The organism is Mycobacterium sp. Root135, from assembly GCF_001426545.1.
Taxonomy (GTDB): Bacteria; Actinomycetota; Actinomycetes; order Mycobacteriales; family Mycobacteriaceae; genus Mycobacterium.
On record NZ_LMEZ01000008.1, the window covers coordinates 149,186 to 170,396 of the forward strand.

Annotated in this window: 22 protein-coding genes and 1 pseudogene; 13 read left to right on the forward strand and 10 right to left on the reverse strand. The window is 68.1% G+C overall.

What is annotated here, in order from left to right; translation table 11 throughout:
* Positions 1 to 5: 5 nt before the first annotated feature.
* The gene (locus tag ASD37_RS24510; RefSeq protein WP_235568536.1) at positions 6 to 776 is read left to right on the forward strand and encodes a CDP-diacylglycerol diphosphatase; all 771 of its coding nucleotides are present in this window, start codon (positions 6 to 8) and stop codon (positions 774 to 776) included.
* 3 nt (positions 777 to 779) lie between these two features.
* Here ASD37_RS24510 and ASD37_RS24515 read toward each other — a convergent pair whose 3' ends face one another.
* Complete coding sequence (locus ASD37_RS24515) at positions 780 to 1,673, reverse strand: LysR family transcriptional regulator (protein ID WP_056558253.1); 894 nt, start codon at positions 1,671 to 1,673, stop codon at positions 780 to 782.
* 32 nt (positions 1,674 to 1,705) lie between these two features.
* Positions 1,706 to 2,632 (reverse strand): alpha/beta hydrolase, encoded by a 927-nt coding sequence (locus tag ASD37_RS24520; protein ID WP_056557816.1) that lies wholly within the window; start codon positions 2,630 to 2,632, stop codon positions 1,706 to 1,708.
* 140 nt (positions 2,633 to 2,772) lie between these two features.
* Here ASD37_RS24520 and ASD37_RS24525 point away from each other — a divergent pair, with 140 nt between their 5' ends.
* Complete coding sequence (locus tag ASD37_RS24525) at positions 2,773 to 3,342, forward strand: sigma-70 family RNA polymerase sigma factor (RefSeq protein WP_156721074.1); 570 nt, start codon at positions 2,773 to 2,775, stop codon at positions 3,340 to 3,342.
* Here the strand turns inward: ASD37_RS24525 and ASD37_RS24530 are convergent.
* Both ASD37_RS24530 and ASD37_RS24535 read right to left on the reverse strand, forming a co-directional pair.
* On the reverse strand, positions 3,339 to 4,352 hold the full coding sequence (locus ASD37_RS24530) for an alpha/beta fold hydrolase (RefSeq protein ID WP_056558258.1): 1,014 nt from the start codon (positions 4,350 to 4,352) through the stop codon (positions 3,339 to 3,341). The two genes, ASD37_RS24525 and ASD37_RS24530, sit on opposite strands and share 4 nt — an antisense overlap.
* 114 nt (positions 4,353 to 4,466) lie before the next feature.
* A complete protein-coding gene (locus ASD37_RS24535; protein WP_056557818.1) occupies positions 4,467 to 5,963 on the reverse strand; it encodes a potassium/proton antiporter in 1,497 nt (498 codons plus the stop codon).
* Between the two features lie 128 nt (positions 5,964 to 6,091).
* Between ASD37_RS24535 and ASD37_RS24540 the strand changes: the two genes are divergently transcribed.
* Complete coding sequence (locus ASD37_RS24540; protein WP_056557820.1) at positions 6,092 to 6,823, forward strand: TrkA family potassium uptake protein; 732 nt, start codon at positions 6,092 to 6,094, stop codon at positions 6,821 to 6,823.
* On the opposite strand, the gene ASD37_RS24545 is transcribed toward ASD37_RS24540, so the two are convergent.
* Positions 6,820 to 7,185, reverse strand: coding sequence for a hypothetical protein (locus ASD37_RS24545; RefSeq protein ID WP_056557822.1), 366 nt, complete (start codon positions 7,183 to 7,185; stop codon positions 6,820 to 6,822). The genes ASD37_RS24540 and ASD37_RS24545 overlap by 4 nt on opposite strands.
* 46 nt (positions 7,186 to 7,231) lie before the next feature.
* Here ASD37_RS24545 and ASD37_RS24550 point away from each other — a divergent pair, with 46 nt between their 5' ends.
* Complete coding sequence (locus ASD37_RS24550; protein WP_056557824.1) at positions 7,232 to 8,176, forward strand: ankyrin repeat domain-containing protein; 945 nt, start codon at positions 7,232 to 7,234, stop codon at positions 8,174 to 8,176.
* A gap of 26 nt (positions 8,177 to 8,202) precedes the next feature.
* A complete protein-coding gene (locus ASD37_RS31680) occupies positions 8,203 to 8,346 on the forward strand; it encodes a hypothetical protein (protein ID WP_156721075.1) in 144 nt (47 codons plus the stop codon).
* A gap of 16 nt (positions 8,347 to 8,362) precedes the next feature.
* Here ASD37_RS31680 and ASD37_RS24555 read toward each other — a convergent pair whose 3' ends face one another.
* Complete coding sequence (locus tag ASD37_RS24555) at positions 8,363 to 8,956, reverse strand: TetR/AcrR family transcriptional regulator (RefSeq protein ID WP_056557826.1); 594 nt, start codon at positions 8,954 to 8,956, stop codon at positions 8,363 to 8,365.
* 208 nt (positions 8,957 to 9,164) lie between these two features.
* Here ASD37_RS24555 and ASD37_RS24560 point away from each other — a divergent pair, with 208 nt between their 5' ends.
* Genes ASD37_RS24560 through ASD37_RS24590 form a run of 7 tightly spaced genes read left to right on the forward strand, consistent with a single transcriptional unit; the run spans position 9,165 to position 16,315 of the window.
* On the forward strand, positions 9,165 to 9,842 hold the full coding sequence (locus ASD37_RS24560; protein ID WP_056557829.1) for an HAD family phosphatase: 678 nt from the start codon (positions 9,165 to 9,167) through the stop codon (positions 9,840 to 9,842).
* A 34-nt stretch (positions 9,843 to 9,876) separates the two neighbouring features.
* The gene (locus ASD37_RS24565; protein WP_056557831.1) at positions 9,877 to 11,100 is read left to right on the forward strand and encodes a sedoheptulose 7-phosphate cyclase; all 1,224 of its coding nucleotides are present in this window, start codon (positions 9,877 to 9,879) and stop codon (positions 11,098 to 11,100) included.
* Positions 11,097 to 11,942 carry an O-methyltransferase gene (locus ASD37_RS24570; RefSeq protein WP_235568537.1) on the forward strand — a complete coding sequence of 282 codons (846 nt, stop codon included), beginning with the start codon at positions 11,097 to 11,099 and terminating at the stop codon, positions 11,940 to 11,942. Before ASD37_RS24565 ends, ASD37_RS24570 begins: the two co-directional genes overlap by 4 nt.
* Positions 11,939 to 13,276 (forward strand): ATP-grasp enzyme, encoded by a 1,338-nt coding sequence (locus ASD37_RS24575; protein WP_235568538.1) that lies wholly within the window; start codon positions 11,939 to 11,941, stop codon positions 13,274 to 13,276. Before ASD37_RS24570 ends, ASD37_RS24575 begins: the two co-directional genes overlap by 4 nt.
* Positions 13,277 to 14,323: a D-alanine--D-alanine ligase gene (locus ASD37_RS24580; RefSeq protein WP_056557833.1), complete on the forward strand. Its 1,047-nt coding sequence runs from the start codon at positions 13,277 to 13,279 to the stop codon at positions 14,321 to 14,323.
* Positions 14,302 to 15,075, forward strand: a complete 774-nt coding sequence (locus ASD37_RS24585; protein ID WP_056557835.1) for a TauD/TfdA family dioxygenase — start codon at positions 14,302 to 14,304, stop codon at positions 15,073 to 15,075. The genes ASD37_RS24580 and ASD37_RS24585 overlap by 22 nt, the downstream gene beginning before the upstream one ends.
* Before the next feature lie 58 nt (positions 15,076 to 15,133).
* A complete protein-coding gene (locus tag ASD37_RS24590) occupies positions 15,134 to 16,315 on the forward strand; it encodes an acyl-CoA dehydrogenase family protein (protein ID WP_056557836.1) in 1,182 nt (393 codons plus the stop codon).
* A 32-nt stretch (positions 16,316 to 16,347) separates the two neighbouring features.
* Here ASD37_RS24590 and ASD37_RS24595 read toward each other — a convergent pair whose 3' ends face one another.
* From ASD37_RS24595 to ASD37_RS24610, 4 genes and pseudogenes are all read right to left on the reverse strand, one after another.
* Entirely contained in the window at positions 16,348 to 17,091 is a 744-nt protein-coding gene (locus ASD37_RS24595; protein ID WP_082570395.1) for an HNH endonuclease signature motif containing protein, read from the reverse strand.
* Positions 17,092 to 17,135: 44 nt separating this feature from the next.
* Positions 17,136 to 17,683, reverse strand: a pseudogene (locus tag ASD37_RS32410) (DUF222 domain-containing protein); the annotation flags it as partial.
* Between the two features lie 461 nt (positions 17,684 to 18,144).
* On the reverse strand, positions 18,145 to 19,329 hold the full coding sequence (locus ASD37_RS24605) for an FAD-dependent monooxygenase (RefSeq protein WP_200959990.1): 1,185 nt from the start codon (positions 19,327 to 19,329) through the stop codon (positions 18,145 to 18,147).
* A 52-nt stretch (positions 19,330 to 19,381) separates the two neighbouring features.
* A complete protein-coding gene (locus tag ASD37_RS24610) occupies positions 19,382 to 20,233 on the reverse strand; it encodes an NADP-dependent oxidoreductase (RefSeq protein WP_255354936.1) in 852 nt (283 codons plus the stop codon).
* Positions 20,234 to 20,401: 168 nt separating this feature from the next.
* Here ASD37_RS24610 and ASD37_RS24615 point away from each other — a divergent pair, with 168 nt between their 5' ends.
* Positions 20,402 to 21,211, forward strand: coding sequence for a siderophore-interacting protein (locus ASD37_RS24615; protein ID WP_056557847.1), 810 nt, complete (start codon positions 20,402 to 20,404; stop codon positions 21,209 to 21,211).

Here is a 21,211-nt window from a genome sequence, read left to right on the forward strand (position 1 = left end):
CAGGCGTGAGAACCGGTCTGATGGTGGTGGTGTCACTCGTCGTCGCGTTGGCGACCTCGGCAACCGGTCACGCGGACCCGAGCGCGCTGTGGAACATCGTGGCTGGGCAGTGCGTCCCGAACCAGGTTGCGCACGACGACCCAGCGCCGTGCGCCAGCGTCGACCTCGGGGCGGGCTCCGCGGTGCTCAAGGACCTCGTCGGCGAAACGCAGTTCCTGCTGATCCCCACCGAACGTTCCTCTGGCATCGACGATCCGGCGATCCTGGCCCCCGCGGCGCCGAACTACTTCGCGGCGGCGTGGCGGGCGAAGTCCTTCGTCGACGAGCGGGCAGGTGTCGAACTTCCGCGGCAGTGGATGAGCCTGGCGATCAACTCGGCCTACGCCCGGTCGCAGAATCAGCTGCACATCCACGTGGACTGCGTGCGCCCCGACGTGCACGACGCGCTGACCCGGTACGGCAGCGCGGTCGGTCCGGCGTGGGCGCCGTTCCCCGTGGAGTTGGCGGGGCATCGGTACGACGCCATGTCGGTCGCCGGAGAAGATCTGGGACAGGCCAATCCGTTTGACCTGCTGGCCGACGGGGTGGCGGGCGCGCGCGAGGACATGGCCTCTCGCACGCTGGTCGTGGTCGGCTCTGAAGACACAAGTGGGCGACCGGGTTTCGTGATCCTCACCGATCGGGCCGACGCGGCGACCGGCGACCTGGCCGAGGGAGAAGAGTTGCAGGACCACGACTTCTGCCCCCGCGTCGCCGCCACGCTGCCGGGCAAGTAGCGCTCACTGGAGGCCCGAGCCCGCCTCGCGGAACATGGTCGCCAGCAATGCCGCCGCCGGGCTGGTGTGCTGCGGTTGCGGGGTGGCCAGATGGATCTGCCAGATGACGGGCACGGTCAGCTCGACGGCCGTCAGGTCGGGGAACCGCGCGGCCTCGCTGGCCGGCATGAACGCCGTGCCGAGGCCGTTGCGGATGAGTGCTGCTGCGACGGTGAAGTCCGCGGGCACCTCGTACGTCGTCCGCCCAAGGGTGCCCGCGGCTGCGAACGCGTCGTCGAGCATCCGTCGGATGCCGAACCCAAGGGGGAAGCCGACGAGGTCTTCGGTGTCGAGGTCGGCGATCGGGACTCGCCCCGCGTCGGCGAGCCGATGGTCGGAGCGACAGACGAACGTCATGGGCTCCTCGGCGATCACGTGCATGTCCACCCCGGGCTGGCGGCGGTCGGGTGCCGACACCAGCGCCAGGTCGATGGTCCCGTCGGCAATCGACGACAGGTAGGCCGACGAGCCGGATTGGCTGAGCCGCAGCCTGATTCGAACCGACGGGTGGGCCGCGTGGAATTGGCCGAGTACCCGCGCGACGTCCAGTTGGCCGAAGGTGACAAGCGACCCGAAGTCGACCGTTCCCGTCAGATGCCCGCGGAGGTCGCTGAGCGAATCCTTGGCCAGGCGCGCGGAGCGGATGAGGTGGCGGGCGTGCTCGCGAAGCCGTTCGCCTGCCGGCGTCAGGCGGATCTGCTGGCGGGATCGGTCGAACAGTTCGACCGCCAACTCGTCTTCGAGCTTCTTGATCGACGTCGACAGCGCGGACTGGACGACGTGCACCCGTGCGGCGGCCCGGGTGAAGCTCAGTTCGTCGGCCACCGCGACGAAGTACTCGAGCTGCCGCAGTTCCATCCCGACGAAGCTATCACCGGCATCGATGCGGCTCACGCGTGTCGATCGACGTCCGGCATCGGCGTGCGGCGTCTCACGTGGCCTGCGATCAAGTCGTACATCCGCTCGGTAACGTCGGTGGCGTCGCTCATGATGTTGTACCCGTGGTCGACTCCGGCCACGTCATGATGTTCCACCAGAGACCCGACCGCGTCGAGATCGGCTGCGTAGGAAGCGCCTTCGTCGCGAAGCCGGTCGTACTCGGCGGTGACGACGAGCGCAGGCGCGATGCCGCGCAAACCGGTCCCGTTGGTGCCCCAGGCCGGTGACGCCAACCGGTTCCGTCGACGGTCGACGTCGGGAACGTAGGCGGTGTCGAAGATCTCGCTCATCCACGGCCGCAGGATGGCGCGCGACCCCAGCGGCGAGCCCTTGGCCTTACCGGGGGTGACGAGGTCCAGCGGTGCGTAGTGGAGCACCTGAAGGGCGATGTTCGGCCCTCCTTGTTCCAGGGCCAGGCGCGAGGCCGCCGCGGCGAGGTTTCCGCCTGCGCTCTGACCGCCGACGCACAACCGGGAGCCGTCCCAGTCGCGGTCGTCCGACGAGGCCCACCGCAGCACGTCGTAGACCTGCTCGGCGGGGGCGGGGAACCGTCGTCTTGGCGCGAGCACATAGTCGGTGTTGACGACCACGACGTCGGCGTTGGCGGCGAGGTAGCGGCACCACGGGTCGTCCTGCTCGCGGTGGCCGACGACGAAGCCGCCGCCGTGCACGTTCACGTACACCGCAGGACGCGTCGTCGGCCGTGCTGGGTGATAGATCGTCGCGGCGACGTCACCGTGCCGGGTGGGGATGGCGACGACCGTTGTGCGCCCGGTGATCTCGGCGAATCGAACCCCCGGCTTGGGGGTCGGGTCGACGCCTGCGGCGAACACGCGTGCCAGCACGTCGGCCACTGGTCGCCAGGACAGTATCGACATTGGTGCTCCTCTCGAATCGTTGCCCTCTCGGTGCAACGCAGGAACCTGCGACCGCATTCAACTCGGTCATCTCGAACGACGATGACAACCATCGAAAACGATCGTTGGACTTGATGCGTCGACGGCGGTCTGATGGCGGCATGACCAGCAACACCGAATCCAACCCGTCGCGGGTGAGTCGCTTCGAGCGTGACGCGCTCGCGCTGCGCGACGAGCTCGGCCGTGCCGCCCGCCGGTACACCGCCAACGTCCACGACGCCGAGGATTTGGTGCAGGAGACCTACATTCGGGCGTGGGCGGGGTTCGACTCCTTCCAGCCCGGCTCGAACCTTCGGGCGTGGATGTTCCGCATCATGGTGAACACCTGGATCAGTGCGCATCGCCGCTCGCAACGTCGCCCCCAGGAGACGCTGACCGACTCGATCACCGACGCCCAGTTGATGGCGGAGAGCGGACGCCTTCACACCGCGCCGTCCGCGGAAGCCCAAGCCCTGCAGTTGCTTCCCAACGGCGACCTCGCGCGTGCGTTCCAGTCGCTGCCCGAATCGTTGCAGTCGGCGGTCTTCTACGCCTACGTGTGTCAGCTCGCGTACCAGGAAATCGCCGACCTGGAGCGAATTCCGGTGGGTACCGTCATGTCCCGGCTGCATCGGGCTCGTCGGCAGCTGCGCGCGGCACTGCGGTCCGACGCCGACCCCTGCGCGGCCTAACTCCAACCCGCCACCTCGACGACGGCGTCGGCGAACTGGCGGGGAGCCTCCTGCGGCACGTTGTGCCCTATGCCGTCCAGCACGCGGTGCGCGTACTTGCCGGTGAACAGGTGCCGGTACGTGGCGCCGTCCTTCGCGGGCCCGTCGAAGTCGCTGGAGATGGTGATCGCCGGAACGGTGATGGCGGGTTTGGCGGCAAGGCGGCGCTCGAGGTCGTCGTAACGGGGTTCGCCGGGAGCCAGGCCCTGGCGCCACCGGTAGTTGTGGATCACGACGTCCACGTGGTCTGGATTGGTGAAGGACGCGGCGCTGCGGTCGTAGGTGGCGTCGTCGAAGGCCCACGTCGGTGAGGCGTTCGTCCAAATCAGCTTGTTGAAGTCGTGGGTGTTCTGGCGGTAGCCCGCCTCGCCCCGGTCGGTGGCGAAGTAGTACTGGTACCACCAGCCGTACTCAGCCCGCGGCGGCAGGGGCGCGCGGTTGGCCACCAGGTCGACGACGATGTACCCGCTCACCGACACCAGCGCCCGGCACCGCTGCGGCCATAGCGCCGCGACCACGTCGGCAGACCGGGCACCCCAATCAAAGCCCGCGACAACGGCTTTCGGGATGTCGAGCGCATCCATCAACGCGATCACGTCCTCGGCGACCGCGGCTTGCTGGCCATTGCGGAACGTCGCGTCCGAAAGGAATCGGGTGCTGCCGAAGCCCCGCAAGAACGGCACGATGACGCGAAAGCCGCGGGCGGCCAGCAGCGGCGCAACGTCGACGTAGCTGTGCACGTCGTACGGCCAGCCGTGCAGCAGGATGACCGGCGGACCGTCGGCCGGACCGTCCTCCGCGTACCCGACGTTCAGCAGGCCGGCGTCGACCTGGGCGAAGTTCCGAAAGGTGGTGTGACCGGTCGGAGTTGGGGTCGACGGCGCCGACGTGGCCGCTGGTGCGCAGGCGGCGACGGCGGTCCCGGCTGCCGCCACGCCGGCCAGCACGGAGAATTGGCGTCTGTTGATCATGCCCGGTGGAACGCCGCGCGGGTCTGCCGAATTCTCTGCGCGCGACTCTGCGTTCACCGTGGTGGCTTCTCGCACTTTTGCGCAGTGGCCGCAGAGTCGACGACGCGCGCGGTGCTAGTCCGGCTCGCCGTACTCGTCGAACCAGTACGCCAGCTTGCCGCGGCGACTGACCGCGCGGAGCCTGCGCTCGGCCGAGGCGCGGGTCTTGGTCGTGGTGACGATCAGCAGCTCGTCGCCTGCTTCGATGCGGGTGTCCGGAAGCGGGACGAAGGTGTGGCCGTCCCTGATGATCAGGGTGATGACGCTGGGGTCGGGCAGTCGCAGCTCGAGGACCGTCACGTTGTGCAGCCGCGAGGTGGGTCGCACGGTCAGCGTCAGCAGTTCCGCTTCGAGCACGTCCAGCGGCGCGGCCTCGACGTAGATCTCGCGAGGGGAGTCGCGGGGGATCAGCCGCAACGCGTGCGCCAACGGCCGCAGGCTGGGGCCCTGCACCAGGGTGAACACCAGCACCAGGACGAAGACGATGTTGAGCAGACGGTCGCTGTCGGGAACGCCCGCGACGATCGGGAACGTCGCCAAGACGATCGGCACCGCGCCGCGCAGACCCGCCCACGACAGGAACACCTTCTCGCGCAGCGGAACGTTGAACCCCGCCAGCGAGCCGATCACCGACAGCGGCCGCGCGACGAGCAGCAGCACCAGTCCGACGACGATCGCGGGGACGATGTCCGCGGCGAGCGCACTCGGATCCACCAGCAGGCCGAGCAGGACGAAGAGGCCGATCTGCGCCAACCAGCCGAGCCCCTCGGCGAACGACCGGGTCGCCGAGCGGTGCGGCAGTCCGGAGTTGGCCAGCACCACCGCGGCGAGGTAAGCGGCGATGAAACCGGAGGCATGCACGGCACCGGCCGCGGCGAACGCCACGATGCCCAGCCCGAACGTTCCGATGGGGTACAGCCCCGACGCGGGCAGGGCGACCCGGCGCAGCAGCAGCGCCCCGAGGTATCCGCACCCCAGCCCGATGCCCGAACCGGCCAGCAACTCGTACACCAGACTGGCGACCGCGGTCTCCGGCTCGAACACGAACGGCACGGCGCTGAACATCAGCACGAAGATGACCGCAGGCGCGTCGTTGAAGCCCGACTCTGCTTCCAGCAGACCGGCCACCCGCCGTGGCAGCGGCAGCACGCGCAGCACGGAGAACACCGCCGCCGCGTCCGTCGACGACACGATGGCGCCGAGGAGAAGCGCGAGCTGCCAGTCCATCCGCAGCAGCAGATGCGCGCCCGCGGCGGTCACCATCATGCTGATCACCACGCCGAGAGTGGCGAGCGCACCGGCGGGCGCGATCACCTTGCGAATGTCGGCGAAGCGCGTCGTCAGACCGCCCTCGACCAGGATGACCGCCAAGGCGGCGGTCCCGACGTTGCGCGCGAGTTCGACGTCGTCGAACTGCAACCCGAAGCCGTCTTCACCGATGGCGACGCCGACCAGAAGGAACAGCAGCAGGCTTGGGAAGCCGACCCTCGTCGCCACCCGGGTACCGACGATGCTGGCGAGCAGCACGAAGCCGCCGATCAGCAATGCCAGGTACAGCTCGTGCAGGCTCAATGGGTTCCGTTCGGACGTGGGACGGGCTCGGGAGAGGGACGCCGACCCGTTGCGGGGAACGGGCGGTGCGGCCAGTATTTCAGTAGGACAGTGGATCGTCGTGCGTGCTGGCGACGCCGAGGCCCCGGATGGACGAAGATGGACGGGTGGCGGGGGAGCGAAAGACACGCATTGGGATCGCCGGCGCGGGCAACGTCGGTCGCTCGGTGGCGCAGGAACTCCTCGACAGCGGTCACAAGGTGCTGCTGATCGAACGCGAACGCCGCAAGTTCGAACCGCACGTCGTGCCGGAGGCCGACTGGTTGTTCGCCGACGCCTGCGAGGTGGCGACGTTGGAGGAGGCGGGTGCCGAGACCTGTGACGTCCTGATCGCGGCGACCGGTGACGACAAGGCCAACCTGGTCGTCGGGCTCTTGGCCAAGTCCGAGTTCGGCGTGCCGCGGGTCGTGGCCCGCATCAACGAGATCAGCAACGAGTGGCTGTTCACCAAGGCGTGGGGGATCGACGTCGCCGTCTCGACTCCCGGCGCGATGGTCGCGGGCGTCGAGGGCGCCATCGACGTCGGGCACCTGGTGCGCTTGATGGGCCTGCGCGAGGGCCAGGCCGACTTGGCGAAACTCACTCTGCCACAGGACAACCCGCTGGTGGGCAAGCGCATCGGCGATCTGGACCTGCCCGAGAACACCGCCATGGTCACCCTGGTCCGCGACGGCAGCGTCCGTGTGCCGACGCCAGACGAGGTGCTCCAGGCGGGTGACGAGATGTTGTTCGTTTCGGACAGTTCGATCGAGAGCTCGATGCGCGCGGCGATCCACGGCGCCGAGCCGATTCGGGCGTTGAAGGGTTTGTACGGCTTCTAGTGCGGCGGGGTGGTGGGCCGTCGCCGCGTGAGTCGGCGCATCGGCGTGAGCCGCGTGAGCCGCTTGAGTAGCCGCATGGGCGCGGTGACCAGCGGTGAGGCCCCGATCGCGGGGGCGAGGAACACCCACGCCCACAGCCAGCCGGGCGCGATGCCTCCGTCGCCGAACGTGGCGACGACGGTCAGCACGATTTGGGCGAGCCAGAACGGCCCGAGCAGGACCATGCCCGTGAAGCCGACGGCGACGCCGCCCTCCCAGCGCATCGACTGATCGGGCGAATCGGCGACGGTCGACGCCATCGCGCCGACGGCCAAGGCGATGCCGCCGCCGAGGACGAGCGCAACGACGTCCACGACCGGCACCCGTCGAGTATCCACGGGGACCGTCGGCGGCGGGGAGGATGACCGAATGCAGCGACTCGTCTCCTACCGGGAGCCCTACACCGAGATCGTCGTCCACCGCGATGGCAACGATCTGGTGATCCGGTCGGACTTCGACGACAACGGACGCTCGATCGTCGACGAGACCCGGATGCCGGTCGCCGACTTCGTCGCGCGGGGCCAGGGGCCGTGGCCGTGGTTCGACCTTGGCGAACGCCGCGAGGGTGCGCTGATGGTTCTCGACGCGCTCGGGGCCGGGTCTCAGCCGTGGACGGAGCCGCTCGCACCCGGGGTGCTCGCGCTCTTCGACACCGCCCGAAACGGCTGGGCGTCGGTCGTCGATCGGCTCGAGGGGCTCGACCCCGACGTGCTCGACCCATGCGGGGCGACGCCGCTCTGGTACGCGGTGCGTGCGCTCGACCACCACGCCGCACTGGTGCTGATCGATGCAGGCGCGGACGCTGGCCGGCGCGTCGACCTGTCGGCGCGGGGTGATCGGTTCACGACGATCCTGCACGAGATCGTGCTGCTGGGCCGCACCGAGGGACTGCGGCGCGCGCTGGCCGCCGGGGCGAACCCCTCACTCGTCGACTCGGACGGCGCGACGCCCATGCACCGTCTCGACGAGCGGTCCGACCACCTCAACCCCGAACTGGTCGGGCTTCTGCACGACGCCGGAGCCGACGTCGACGCCGAAACTCCGAGCGGCGCGCGACCGATCGAGGAGGCGGCCCGGCAGCTGCTGCCGGCGACCGTGGCGGCGCTGCTCGAGCGTGGGGCCGAACCGGCCATGGCCTTGACGGCACTGCTGACGTGGTGGGTGACGAACGTGCGCTGGGCCGGCTATCGGGCGGGCGAGGTCGTCCGCGTCGTCGAGATCCTGCGGGCCGGCGGGGCCGTGGTCACCGCGCGCGACCGGGAGCTCGCGAACGAGGCGGGCGTTTCCGCCGTCGTCGACGCCGTGGGTGCCTAGGCTGAGAGGGAATCTAGGAGGGCCCGTTGACTGCCGTCATCGTCATCTCGATCGCACTGCTTCTCGGAGCGGGTCTCGTCGTCAGTCAGCTCGTCCGCCTCAAGGAATGGCTTGGCAAGGCGCCGCCCCCGCCGCCACCCGATCAGGACGCGGCGTCGCCGCCGGAATAGCGCGCGCCGCGAAACGTCAACTCCGAGGCTGACTTGCACCCGCTGATCCTTGGAGGACGACGTCGACCGCCGCCTCGATGACCGCGTCGTCGGGGACGGTCCCGAACATGATCGCCGGGCACGCGACGACACCGGTGAGCATCGAGACCGCCGCGTCCAACGCGGCGCCGGAGAAGAGTTCTCCGAGAATCTCGTACATCTGGTGCTGCCCGTCGGTGTTGACCTTGTTCCTGATGCGCGCCATCTGCTCGACCGACGCCCATTCCGCCATCCCGGACAGCACGCGATCCAGCCGCATCTCCAGGACACCGGCCCGGAAGACCTTGAGTTCCCCGATCAGGTCGTCGCGCAGCACGCCCGTGCGCTCGTGGTGTGGCATGTCGCCGAGGCTCTCGATCGCCATGGCGATGAGGTCGATGCGCGCGGGCCAGTGGGTGTAGAGCGTGGTCTTGGAGTAGCCGGCGATTTCGGCGACGCGCGCATGGGTGACCGCGTCTGACCCGTCGGTCGTGAGCACCTCGAGTGCGGCGCGCGCGACATCGGCACGCGTGCGCGAGACCCTGGCGTCCTCGCCGCTGTCGCCTGCCTTGCTGCCGTCGCCGGATGCCATCGGAGTCCGTCACTTTCTCTGAGTGTCTGGCCACCGTCGCCGGTGGACCTGAACGAGAAGTTAACTTATGCACTCCCAATCCAGTATTGGTCTTGCCTTCCACTATTGAACGTTTAGACCACTAGTGTACTGGGAATTTGACATCTCGACGGCCGGCAACCCATTACCGGCGCGGTGTCTCCCCACTCCAGAGGCAAGAAGGAATCCCATGGCAACGATCCTGTTCGGCTCGATCAGCACCCTCGCCGACACCTCAGAACTTCAGCGTCAAGCCTTCAACGACGCCTTCCAGGCCTATGGTCTCGACTGGGAGTGGTCCCGCGAGGACTACGCGGGGATGCTCGGCTCCAACGGGGGCGCCCAGCGCATCGAGGAGTACGCCGCGTCCCGCGGGCTCGACGTGGACGCCGCGGCGGTGCACGCCAAGAAGTCGCAGATCTTCCAGGAGCTCCTCGGATCGTCCTCGGTCTCACCGCGGCCGGGTGTGGTGGACGTCGTCGAAGAGGCAAAGCGCGGCGGCCACGGACTGGGCTTCGTCACGACGACCTCGCAGGGAAACATCGACGCACTGCTGGCTGCGCTGCAACCGCACATCAGCGCCGAGATGTTCGACCTCATCGTCAACCGCGATTCGGTATCCAGCCCCAAGCCGGATCCCGAGGTGTACAAGTTCGCCTTGCAGACGCTGGGGGCCGACGCGAGTGACGCCGTCGCGATCGAGGACAACGTCGGCGGGGTCAGCGCGGCGCGGGCGGCCGGGATTCCGTGCGTCGCCTTCCCGAACGAGAACACCTCGGGCGGTGACTTCAGCGCCGCCGACGAAACCGTCGACTCCCTCGACGCCACCAAGATCCTCGGATTGAGCGCCCCCGACTCGCGATCCTGATCCCGTCCATTTCCTTCGACAGCGGAGTAACACGATGAGCAACATGCAGGCCTCGGTGACGGTGAGCGACCGGACCTTTCACGTCAAGGGCTACGAAAAGATCGAGTACGACCTGGTGTACGTCGACGGCGTATTCGCCGTCGACAACCCAGAGCTGGCGGACAGCTATCGTCAGTACGGCCGCGCATTGATGGTCGTCGACGAGTCGGTGCACGAGATCTACGGTGACGCGATCCAGACGTACTTCGACCACTACGGCATCGCACTGACGGTCGTCCCCGTGCAGATCCGTGAAACGGCGAAGTCGCTGGAGACCTTCGAGATGATCGTCGGCCGGTTCGACGAATTCGGGCTCGTCCGAACCGAACCCGTGTTGGTGGTCGGCGGTGGACTGACCACCGACGTCGCCGGATTTGCCTGTGCCAGCTATCGGCGCAACACTCCCTACATCCGAATCCCGACCACCCTGATCGGCTTGATCGACGCCAGCGTGTCGATCAAGGTGGCCGTCAACTACGGCAAGCACAAGAACCGGCTGGGCGCCTACCACGCGTCTCAGAAGGTGCTGCTCGACTTCTCGTTTCTGAAGACGTTGCCGGAGGACCAGGTTCGCAACGGCATGGCCGAGCTGATCAAGATCGCCGTCGTCGGCAACGCCGAGATCTTCGGTCTGATGGAGAAGTACGGTCCCGAGTTGCTCGCCACCCGGTTCGGATACCTCGACGGCACCGCCGAATTGCGCGACGCCGCCGACCGACTGACGCATCAGGCCATTGCCACGATGCTGGAGCTCGAAGCGCCCAACTTGCACGAGATCGACCTCGACCGTGTGATCGCATTCGGTCACACCTGGAGTCCGACACTGGAACTCACTCCACCGGTGCCGTTCTTCCACGGTCATGCCATCAACGTCGACATGGCCTTGTCGACGACACTCGCCGAGCAGCGCGGCCACCTGTCGGTCGAGGATCGCGACCGGATTCTTGGCGTGATGAGCGGGCTCGGGCTGTCGCTGGACAGCAAGTACCTGACTCCCGAGCTGCTGGAGCAGGCGACGGCGTCGATCCTCAAGACCCGCGACGGTCTGCTGCGGGCGGCGATTCCCACGCCGATCGGTCGGTGCAGCTTCGTCAACGACCTCACGGTCGCCGAGCTCGCCGACACGTTGACGCTGCACAAGAAGGTCTGCCTCGACTATCCGCGGGGCGGCGAGGGCGTCGACGTGTTCACCTTGGCCGACCCGCGTGACGAGTCGTGAACGACGCTGCGGTGCTTGACGACAGCGCTGCGTCGACGGCGCGGCCGGTGACGCCGTCGACCATCCTGGCCCGTGAACTCGACGAGTTGTGCCGCCAACTCGCCGAGGCAGGCGGGGTCGACGGGGTGACGCTTGACCGGCTTCGACGCGCCAGGGATCTGGCGGCGGGTCTCGATCCCTATCTCGACCAGTGCACCACCCCGGAGTCGCCGGCGCTGACCGAGTTGGCCCGCCGCACCCGCGGCACCGACTGGGCGGCACCGGAGGCCGGCAGCGGCCGGCTGGAGCAGGAAATGCTGTCCGGCCACGTCGAGGGTCAGACGCTGAAGTTCCTGCTGCACCTCGCCGACGCCCGACGGGTACTGGAGATCGGCATGTTCACCGGCTATTCGGCGTTGGCGATGGCCGAGGCGCTGCCGGACGACGGCGAGGTGGTGGCCTGCGAAATAGACCAGGGCGTCGCGACATTCGCGAGGGAGTGCTTCGACCAGTCGGCGGCCGGTCACAAGATCACCGTCGAGGTCGGGCCGGCGATCGACTCGCTGCGACGGCTGGCGGAACGGTCGACGGAGGCGAAGTTCGACTTCGTGTTCGTCGACGCCGACAAGTCGGGATACCTGGACTACGTCGAGTTCCTTCTGACCAGTGACCTGCTCACGCCGCGGGCGGTGATCGCCGTCGACAACACGTTGATGCAGGGGCAGCCGTACGCCGACACCGAGCTTTCGGTGAACGGGGCGGCGATCGCCGGGTTCAACGCGGCCCTGACCTACGATCCGCGCGTCGAGCAGGTGTTGATACCACTGCGGGACGGACTGACTCTGATCCGGCGAGTGCCGTGACGGCACTGCTCGACCTCGGAGCACCCACCGGCGCGAGAGCGAACGCCGGCAGGACCGTCGCCACCCTAGGCGCCCTGCTGCTCACGCTCCCCGTCGACCTGGCCCTGGTCGCGGTGGCGCTGGCGATGCGACGGCCAAATCCTTTGGCGCACAGCGATGACGGTCCTCCGCGGACGGTGCTGATCACCGGTGGCAAGATGACCAAGGCGTTGCAGCTGGCCAGGTCGTTTCACTCGGCCGGACATCGGGTGGTGCTCGTCGAATCGAGGAAGTACCGCTTCACCGGGCATCGATTCTCCCGCGCGGTGGACGCGTTTCACTGCGTACCCGAGCCCACCGCTCCCGGCTACGCGGAAGCGCTTCGAGACGTCGCCGTCGTCGAACGCGTCGACGTGTTCGTCCCCGTCTCGAGCCCGGCGGGCAGCGTCCACGACGCCCGCGCCGGCGACCTACTCCGCGAGTTCTGCGACGTCGTGCACGTCGACGCCGCCACGGTGCGCATGCTGGACGACAAGACCGAGTTCTCCACCACCGCAGCCTCGCTCGGCCTGCGCGTACCCGACTTTCGCCGCATCACCGACGCGCAACAGGTCGTGGACTTCGACTTCCCGCCGGGCCGCATCTACATCCTCAAGCGGCTGGCCTACAACCCCGTCGGTCGGATGGACCTCGTGCCGCTGTCCGCTGAGACGCCCGAGCACAACGCCACCGTTGCACGCTCGCTGCGGATTTCCCCTGACGACCCGTGGATCCTCCAGGAATTCGTCGAGGGTCAGGAATATTGCACGCACGGCACCGTCCGCGACGGTCGGCTTCAGGTGTACGGCTGCTGCGAGTCGTCGGCCTTTCAGATCAACTACGCACACGTCGACAAGCCCGAAATCCTTTCGTGGGTCGAGGCGTTCGTCGCCGCACTCGACATCACCGGGCAGGCCTCCTTCGACTTCATCGAGGGTGCCGACGGGCACCCGTACGCGATCGAATGCAATCCCCGCACCCACTCGGCCATCACGATGTTCTACGACCACCCCGACGTGGCTGCGGCCTATCTCGACGAGGGGCACCCGGTGATCACCCCGCGTCCCGAGGCCCGCCCGACCTACTGGATCTACCACGAGGTCTGGCGGCTGCTGACCCAACCGAAGAGGGCGGCCAGGCTCGCGACGATCCTTCGCGGCACGGACGCCATCTTCGCGTGGTGGGATCCGTTGCCGTACTTCATGGTCCACCATCTGCAGATCCCGTCGCTGCTGGTGGCCAACCTTCGGGCCCGCCGCGGGTGGAGCCGAATCGACTTCAACATCGGCAAGCTCGTCGAACCAGGGGGTGACTGAATGACGCGGACGGTCCTGCACCTCGTCGGCTCCGTGGTCGACGAGTTCCACGCCGAGCTCTCGCGGCTGTACGCGGGCGCGTGCCTCGCCGCCCTCGCCGGTGACGAGCGGTACGACATGCGGGTGGCCTACGTGGCACCCGACGGCTGCTGGCGATTCCCCCACGGACTCGACGCCGGCTCGCTGGCCGCGGCCACTCCGATGACGCTCGCCGAGGCGATCGACCATCTGCAGGCCGCTGCCGCGGACGTGGTCGTTCCCCAAATGTTTTGTCTCCCAGGCATGACCGCCTACCGTGCGCTGTTCGACGTGCTCGGCATCCCGTATGTCGGCAACCCGCCCGAGGTGATGGCGATCGCCGCCGACAAGGCGAAGGCGAGGGCGATCGTCGCCGCCGCCGGTGTCGCGGTGCCCGCCGGGGAGGTGTTGGCGGCCGGCGAGCGGTCGACGCTCGCGCTGCCGGTGGTCGTCAAACCGGTCGACGCCGACAACTCGGCGGGGGTGACCCTGGTGCACGAGGCCGGCGAGCTGGACGCCGCCATCGACCTCGCGTGTTCTCGGGGCCGCGCCGCCCTCGTCGAGTCCTACGTCGAACTTGGTCGCGAAGTGCGGTGCGGCATCGTCGTCGTCGACGGTGAGCTGGTCTGCCTACCGCTGGAGGAGTACGCCGTCAGCGCGGCCAAGCCGGTCCGGCTCGGTGACGACAAACTCGACCGCACCGCCGACGGAGAGCTGTACCTGGTGGCCAAGGACGCGGCCAGGGCCTGGATCGTGCCGACCGACGACCCGATCACCGAACGCGTCTGGGAGGCCGCGCGCCAGTGCCACGTCGCGCTGGGATGTCGGCACTACAGCCTGTTCGACTTCCGGATCGACCCGGACGGCATGCCGTGGTTCCTGGAAGCGGGGCCCTACTGCTCGTTCGCCCCGACCAGCGTGATCGCCGTGATGGCAGCCGCGGCCGGCATGGACGTCACCGAATTGTTCGCGACCGCACTCACCGAACTCGACGACGAGGGGACGCCATGCCTGCGTTCATCCCGCTGACACCCGTCGGGGTCAGGCTCACCGACATCGCGGTCGACCACCTCGACGACGCCGAGATCGACGATCTCCGAACCGCTTTGGCGACCCACGGTGTGGTCGTCATGCCCGGCCAGAAGGTCGACGACGACGCGTTCCTGCGCTTCATCGGCCGGTTCGGCGAGACCGTCTTCACGGTCGGGGAGACGCCCGTCCCCGACCGGCCGGAGCTCAACGTCGTCACCAACGTCGGGCGCACCCGTCCGCCCAGGTCCAGCTTCCACACCGACACCAGTTACATCCGGAATCCGCCTGCCTACACGGCGTTGCGCGCGGTCACCGTTCCCGAACGGGGTGGGCAGACCCTGTTCACCAACCAGTACGCGGCCTACGAGTCGTTGCCGGAGCGCCTCCGTACGTTCCTCGAGGGGCGCACGATCACCCACGTCGTCACGGGGGTGACGCCCGACGGGACGCAGGAATCCGCGGCGACGCACCCGATCTTCCTGGTGCACCCGGTGTCGGGCCGGACCGCGCTCTACCTGTCGACGCCCGAGCGCTGCGTGGAGGTCAGCGGGATGACGCCGGAACTCGCCGCCATCACCGTCAAGTACCTGTTCGAGCATTCGACCCGCAACGCCAACGTCTACCGGCACGCCTGGTCGCCCGGTGACGTCGTGATGTGGGACAACCGCTGCGTCCTGCACCGTGCCGACCACGACGGCGTGGTCGGCGATCGCGTGCTGCATCGCGGAATGGTCGCCGCTCAGCCCTGATTGTGAACAGTTTTCCAAAACTGTCCACCACCGCTTTCGGCGGCGGTAGCGTGCCGACATGACCACGCAGATGCAGGTGGAGGACTTGGAGACGACGGCGCGCGGGCTGCGCGACCTGGTGCGCGGCGAGGCCGTCGAGTCGGAGCGGCTGCGCACGATGTCGGCGCCCATCGTGGAGGCGATGTGGGATTGCGGCCTGATGTCGGCCTTCAATCCGGTGGAGGCCGGCGGCGTCGAGCCGTCGTTCGCCGAGATGATCGAGACCTGGATCGAAATGGCTTGGCAGGACGGCTCGTTCGGCTGGACCGGAATCGCGAATCTGCCGTCGTCGTTCGCCGCTGCCTCCTACCTTCCCGACGAGGGTTTTGCGGAGGTGTTCACCGCCAACGACAACCACGTCACCATGGGTGGGCAGTTCGCACCCAACGGACAAGGGGTCGTGGTCGAGGGCGGCTACCGGCTGACCGGGTCCTGGAGCTTCGGGTCGGGCACCGGTCACTCGCAGTACGTCGCGGCCGGGTTCATCCCGATGGACGGCGGCGAGATGCGCTGGATCAGCGAGGGCATCCCCGAACTGATGATCGCACTGGTGCCACGCGACGAGGTGAACTTCACCGACGGCTGGAACGTGCAGGGGCTCAAGGGAACCGGATCGTATGACTACGACGTCGCGGACGTGTTCGTGCCGGAACGTCGCACCTTTCGGCTGTTCACCACCACGCCGCTGCGCGGGTCGTCCCCGGCTGGCCGAATGGGCATGATGCCGGTGACCGCGGCGGGCCACGCCGCGTGGGCGCTCGGCGTCGCCAAGAGCATGCTCGACGATCTGCAGGACCTGGCTGCGGCCAAGTACCGGATGAGCGACATGGCGTCGCTCGCCAGTCGGCCCACCTTCCAGAAGGATCTGGCCCATCACGTCGCCGCGTGGCGGGCCGCGCGCCTGCTGGTGCTCGACGCCTTCACGACCGCCGAGGCGGCGGTCGCGGCGGGTGACGACCTGACTCCGACGCTGCGGGTCGACATGCGCGTCGCCGCGGTCTACGCCACCGACGTGGCGCGGGAGTGTGCGCAGTGGGCGCATCTGGCCGCGGGCACCACCTCGATCCGCGAGGGCAGCAGGCTCGAGCGGGCGTTCCGTGACGTGTACACCGGAACCCAGCACGCGTTCATCAGCGAGAAGGTCGCGATCGACTCGGCGCAGGTGTGGCTCGGCATCGTCGACGACCACTTCTCGCTGTAGGAGCGGGCCGAGGTTGCCTGGGCGCCAAGCGGTTACGCCGCGCTCTCGTCCCCCGGTTCGACGAGGAGTCGTTCGGGGTGGTGGAGGTAGTTCAGCCGGGCTTGGCCGACGTCGATGGCCGGTGGGGGTATCCATTGGACGCCGTCGGGGCCGACGGTGACGGTCCAGCCTTCTTCGGCGAGGCGGTTGTCGCCTCCGCAGGCGAAGACCGCCCAGCCGTTGGTGTGATGCACCTGGGTGCCGTAGCCGGGGACGGTGCACCCGGGTTTGGTGCACCCGCGGTCGCGGGCGTGGAGCATGATCCGCTGCCCCACCGACGCCAACCTCTTCGACCGGCCGAGATAGAGGGCTTCGTTGGTGTGCTTGTCGAACACCGCCAGGTAGTGGTGAGCGTGGGACGCCATTCGGATCACATCCGCCATCGGGAGCAGTGATCCACCGCCGGTGACACCTGACCCGCGGGCGGCTTCCAGGTCTTGCAGGGTGGTGGTGACGATGACGGTGACCGGTAACCCGTTGTGCTGCCCCAGTTCACCCGAGGCCAGGACGGACCGTCCGATGGCGATGAGCGCGTCGTGGTTGCGTTGCCCGACGGTGCGGTCATCGGCGTCGATCTGCTCCTGCGGCGGTGTCCCCGACGTTCGCGGTTCGCAGTCCTCCGGGTTGCACATCCCCGGCGCTGCGTACTTGGCGAGGATTGGTTCGACGATCGCCCGCGCCTCGGGATCGAGCAGTGCGGTCAGTGTGGTCATGCCGTCGGCCTGCTGCGGACCCATCCGGGCGTAGCGTTTGCGGGCCCGCTCCACGTCGTCGGGCTTGNTCGGGATCGAGCAGTGCGGTCAGTGTGGTCATGCCGTCGGCCTGCTGCGGACCCATCCGGGCGTAGCGTTTGCGGGCCCGCTCCACGTCGTCGGGCTTGGGGCCGTCCTGGTCGATCGCCGTGGCCAGTTCCTTGGCCGCCTTGGCCAACTCCTCCGGCCCGGTCCCGGACCCGATCTGCACCAACGCCTTCTCCGAGAGCTCCCGGACCTCCGGGTCCACCCAGGTAGGCAGTGTGTCGAGGAACGACCGGATCTCGGTGACGTGCTCGGGCCCCAACGCTCCGCGGGCTTGCGCGCTCGCGGTGGGTGCCAGCTTGGGGTCCAACGGTTGCCCGTGCAGCGTGGTCCGCGGTCCGAGATCCTCCGCGTCGCAGATCCGTCGGCGGACCTCCTTGCCCGAGATCCGCAACCGTTGGGTCAGCACGCTGCCCAAGGACTTCGCGCCCAACTCCACCGGGGAGGCTTCGCGTTGCAACCGGGCGATCACCTGATGCCCCACCGCCGGCAGCTGCCACGTCACCGTTTCCAGTTCCCCCAACAACTCCACCAACTCGAGGTGGGTGAACNCGTTGCAACCGGGCGATCACCTGATGCCCCACCGCCGGCAGCTGCCACGTCACCGTTTCCAGTTCCCCCAACAACTCCACCAACTCGAGGTGGGTGAACTGGTCACAATCCAGGTCGACGAGTTCGGCAACGGCAGCACGGATCCCCGCAACTGCTGCGGTGACCCGATCCGAACTCATACCCGAATACTAGTGCGACCCACCGACAGGACATTCGGATCTGTGACACCTGAAACCAAAGGTACACAAGAGGATTGGGGCCGTCCCCAATTCGCTCAGAGGCGGGCACTCGCACTCCCCGGCGGAGAGCTTCCCCGGTTGGCATAAAGGATTTGACCACCGCGCGAGCGTGCACAAACTCCGACGTCCACCCGGCCCGTCGCCCGCAGACACGCACGCTCACGCCGGGGGCAGGGGGCCCCTAGCGCGGGGTGCCGCCGGGTCAGGACGTCTGATACTCCGGCAAGGTGGGCGCGGTGGCGGTCGACGACGACGCCAGCCGCGACGTCAGCGCACGGACGGGCGCGCTGGCGGCCACCTTCACGGCGGTGCGGAAGACGCGCACCCCGACTCGGCTCGTCGGGTTGGCGATCCGCGGCACCCCGGGCGGCAGTTTCTGCGCTTCGGCGACGAACGGCCGCATCTCGCGCTCGTAGGCCGCGAAGGCCTCCACGTGGTCGGCGTTGGTGCCGATCGCTCCCGCCAGGAGATATGCGCCGGCGAGAGCCAGGCTGGTACCCATCCCGCTGACCGGGGTCGCGCAGTAGGCGGCGTCACCGACCACCACGACGCGGCCCGTTGACCACGAAGGCAACCGAACCTGGGCGATCCTGTCGAGATACAGGCTCGACGGGTCGTCGGCCAGTGCCTCGAGGACGCGCGGCGCGGCATTGCCGACGTCGGCGAACACCTCCTGCAGCCGCCGTACCTGGCTGTCGCGGTCCTGGTAGTCCAAACCCGTTGGCGGACAACGAAAGTTGAGGCTCGCCCTGGTGGAGCCGACGTTGTCGGGACGAAGCTGAACGGATCGTCCGCCGGTGGTGGTGTACCAGCGCCACCACTGGTCGTCGTCGGCGGTTCTCGGGATGGTGCAGTACGCGGTGTAGAAACCGAGGTCGCGATAGTCCGGTTCGGCGCCGAAGACCATGTTGCGCGTCGTCGAGCGGATGCCCTCCGCCACGATCAGCAGATCGAAGCGGCGGGTGCCCGCCCCGGCGAAGGTGACGTCGACTCCGCTCTCGTCTTGGGCGACCGACACGATGCGCTCACCGAACAAGTACTCCGCGTCGCCGGCTTCGTCGACCAGCAGGCGCGACAGCTCGCTCCGCAGGATCTCCAGCTCGGCGGTGGGGCCGTCCCCGGTGGCAGAGTCGCCAACGGGGAACTCGCCGAGAGAGCGGCCGCTGTCGTCGACGAAGCGCAAACCGACCTCACCGGTGCCCGACGCCCGCACCCGATCCACCAGGCCCATCCGGTGCAGCACCTCGCGACCGATTCCGCGCACGTCGACCTTATGGCCGCTGTCACGCAGCTGCGGGGCGCGTTCGACGAGCATCGACGAAAGACCGTGTCGCTTCAGCCAATACGCAAGCACGGGTCCTGCGATGCCAGCCCCGCTGATCAGCACGGTTCGTTCGGTGATGAAGGACTCCTGAGGTGGGAAGGTGGGCTCAGTCTAGTCAGCTGACCTCGACGACCACTTTGCCTCTGGCATGGCCGATTTCGACGGCGGCCACGGCGTCGGCGGCCTCGTCTAACGGCCGGACGTCCTCCACATGAGGGTCGAGCTTGCCGTCGGCGACGAGGCCCACCACGATCTCGAGAACACGGCTGGTGCGGTCCCGCTCGATCACGTGACCGCCTAGCTCGTCGACTGAGAAGTCGCCTGCGCTGATGAGTTTGGTCTTGTCCGAGACGAGTTCGGCGACGGAACGGAGCGCGTCGCCCCCGGCGAGGTCGAAGATGGCGTCGACGCCGTCGGGCATGATCTGGCGGATTCGGTCGGCGATGCCGTCACCCGACGGAATCAGGGTGGCACCGAGGGTTTCCACCATGGCGCGCTTGTCCTCGCTGCCGGTGCCGATGACGTTCATGCCGAGATCCCTGGCGATCTGGGCGGCCGCCACTCCGACGCCACCACCGATGCCGTTGATCAGCAACGTCTGGCCCTCCTTGAGGCCGAGCTGCGTGACACCGTCGTAGGCGGTGGCAGCGGCCACGGGCAGGGTCGCGGCGTCGTTGAACGACACCTGCGGCGGTTTGCGCGCGGCAGCCCCGGCGGTCACCAGGGTGTACTCGGCAAAGGCGCCGGAACCGGGCGCAACGGAGCCGAAGATCTCGTCGTTCTCGGCGAAGCCGTCGACGTCCTTGCCGACGCCGCGCACCACACCGGACACCTCGCTGCCCAGGACCGCGGGCAGATCACCCTCGCTCGCGTTGCCGAACATGCCGGAGCGAATCTTCCAGTCGACGGGGTTGACCCCGGCGGCTCGGACTTCGACCAGCAATTCGCCGGGCATCGGCGTCGGCATGTCGAGATCGAGAAATTCTTGAACCTCGGGCCCACCATTGCTGCGGTATCCAAATGCTTTGACCATTGACGGGGCTTACCCGGTGGGCGTGGGCGGGTAAACCGCAGCCGGACGTGAGGTCGCGTCGCGAATGCCGATTAGGTTAGCCTGCACTGCGTGGATGACGACATGGGCTCGGTGGAGGCATTCGTCGCCGAGGTGGTCGACGCCGGACCCCGCATGCGGCGCGTGGTCTTCGACGTTCCGCAGTTGGCCGCGCTGACCATGCCAGGGGTGGGCGACGAGGCCGTTGGTCTCTACGTTCCAGGCGACGACGAGGGTCGCAACTACACCGTCCGGCGCCGCGGTCCCGGCGACCACCAGCTGACGTGCGACTTCGTCTTGCACGAGAGGGGCGTCGCGAGCGGCTGGGCGCGGCGGGCGACCGTCGGCGACCGCGTCATGCTCGATCACGCCCGCAGCTGGTACCGGCCGGAGGCCGCCAGCGACTGGCAACTGCTGATCGCCGACCTCTCCGGACTGCCCGCTCTGGCGCGCATCCTCGACGAGCTGCCCGACGACACCAAGGCCTCGGTCATCGTCGAGGTCGCCGACGAGTCCGATCTCGACTACCTGACCGTGCCGCCCGGTATCCCGGTCGTGACGTCGGTCGGAACCGGAAATGGTTACGCCGCAAGCCGTCTCACCGAGCTCGCCAAGGCACACACCCATGCCGACGGCCGCGGCTACTGCTGGTTCGCCGGCGAGGCCCAAACCACCCGCGAGGTCCGCAAGTATCTGCGCGCCACCCACGGCTGGATCGCCAACCAGTACGACATCGTCGGCTACTGGCGGTTCGACTCCGAGACCTGGGACCGCAAGTTCGAGGAGGTGAGCGACGAGATGATCGCCGTCTACGAGAAGGCGCTTGCCGACGGCAAGAGCGACAAGGTCGCCGCCGAGGAGTTCGACCTCGCCCTCGAGAGCATCGGGCTCTAG

Excerpts from the sequence above, each read along its gene's own strand:
- ASD37_RS24515 (WP_056558253.1), bottom strand. The coding sequence starts at position 1,673 with ATGGAACTGCGGCAGCTCGAGTACTTCGTCGCGGTGGCCGACGAACTG.
- ASD37_RS24520 (WP_056557816.1), bottom strand. The coding sequence starts at position 2,632 with ATGTCGATACTGTCCTGGCGACCAGTGGCCGACGTGCTGGCACGCGTG.
- ASD37_RS24525 (WP_156721074.1), top strand. The coding sequence starts at position 2,773 with ATGACCAGCAACACCGAATCCAACCCGTCGCGGGTGAGTCGCTTCGAG.
- ASD37_RS24530 (WP_056558258.1), bottom strand. The coding sequence starts at position 4,352 with ATGATCAACAGACGCCAATTCTCCGTGCTGGCCGGCGTGGCGGCAGCC.
- ASD37_RS24540 (WP_056557820.1), top strand. The coding sequence starts at position 6,092 with ATGGACGAAGATGGACGGGTGGCGGGGGAGCGAAAGACACGCATTGGG.
- ASD37_RS24550 (WP_056557824.1), top strand. The coding sequence starts at position 7,232 with ATGCAGCGACTCGTCTCCTACCGGGAGCCCTACACCGAGATCGTCGTC.
- ASD37_RS24555 (WP_056557826.1), bottom strand. The coding sequence starts at position 8,956 with ATGGCATCCGGCGACGGCAGCAAGGCAGGCGACAGCGGCGAGGACGCC.
- ASD37_RS24560 (WP_056557829.1), top strand. The coding sequence starts at position 9,165 with ATGGCAACGATCCTGTTCGGCTCGATCAGCACCCTCGCCGACACCTCA.
- ASD37_RS24565 (WP_056557831.1), top strand. The coding sequence starts at position 9,877 with ATGAGCAACATGCAGGCCTCGGTGACGGTGAGCGACCGGACCTTTCAC.
- ASD37_RS24580 (WP_056557833.1), top strand. The coding sequence starts at position 13,277 with ATGACGCGGACGGTCCTGCACCTCGTCGGCTCCGTGGTCGACGAGTTC.
- ASD37_RS24585 (WP_056557835.1), top strand. The coding sequence starts at position 14,302 with ATGCCTGCGTTCATCCCGCTGACACCCGTCGGGGTCAGGCTCACCGAC.
- ASD37_RS24590 (WP_056557836.1), top strand. The coding sequence starts at position 15,134 with ATGACCACGCAGATGCAGGTGGAGGACTTGGAGACGACGGCGCGCGGG.
- ASD37_RS24595 (WP_082570395.1), bottom strand. The coding sequence starts at position 17,091 with ATGGGTCCGCAGCAGGCCGACGGCATGACCACACTGACCGCACTGCTC.
- ASD37_RS24610 (WP_255354936.1), bottom strand. The coding sequence starts at position 20,233 with ATGCCGACGCCGATGCCCGGCGAATTGCTGGTCGAAGTCCGAGCCGCC.
- ASD37_RS24615 (WP_056557847.1), top strand. The coding sequence starts at position 20,402 with ATGGGCTCGGTGGAGGCATTCGTCGCCGAGGTGGTCGACGCCGGACCC.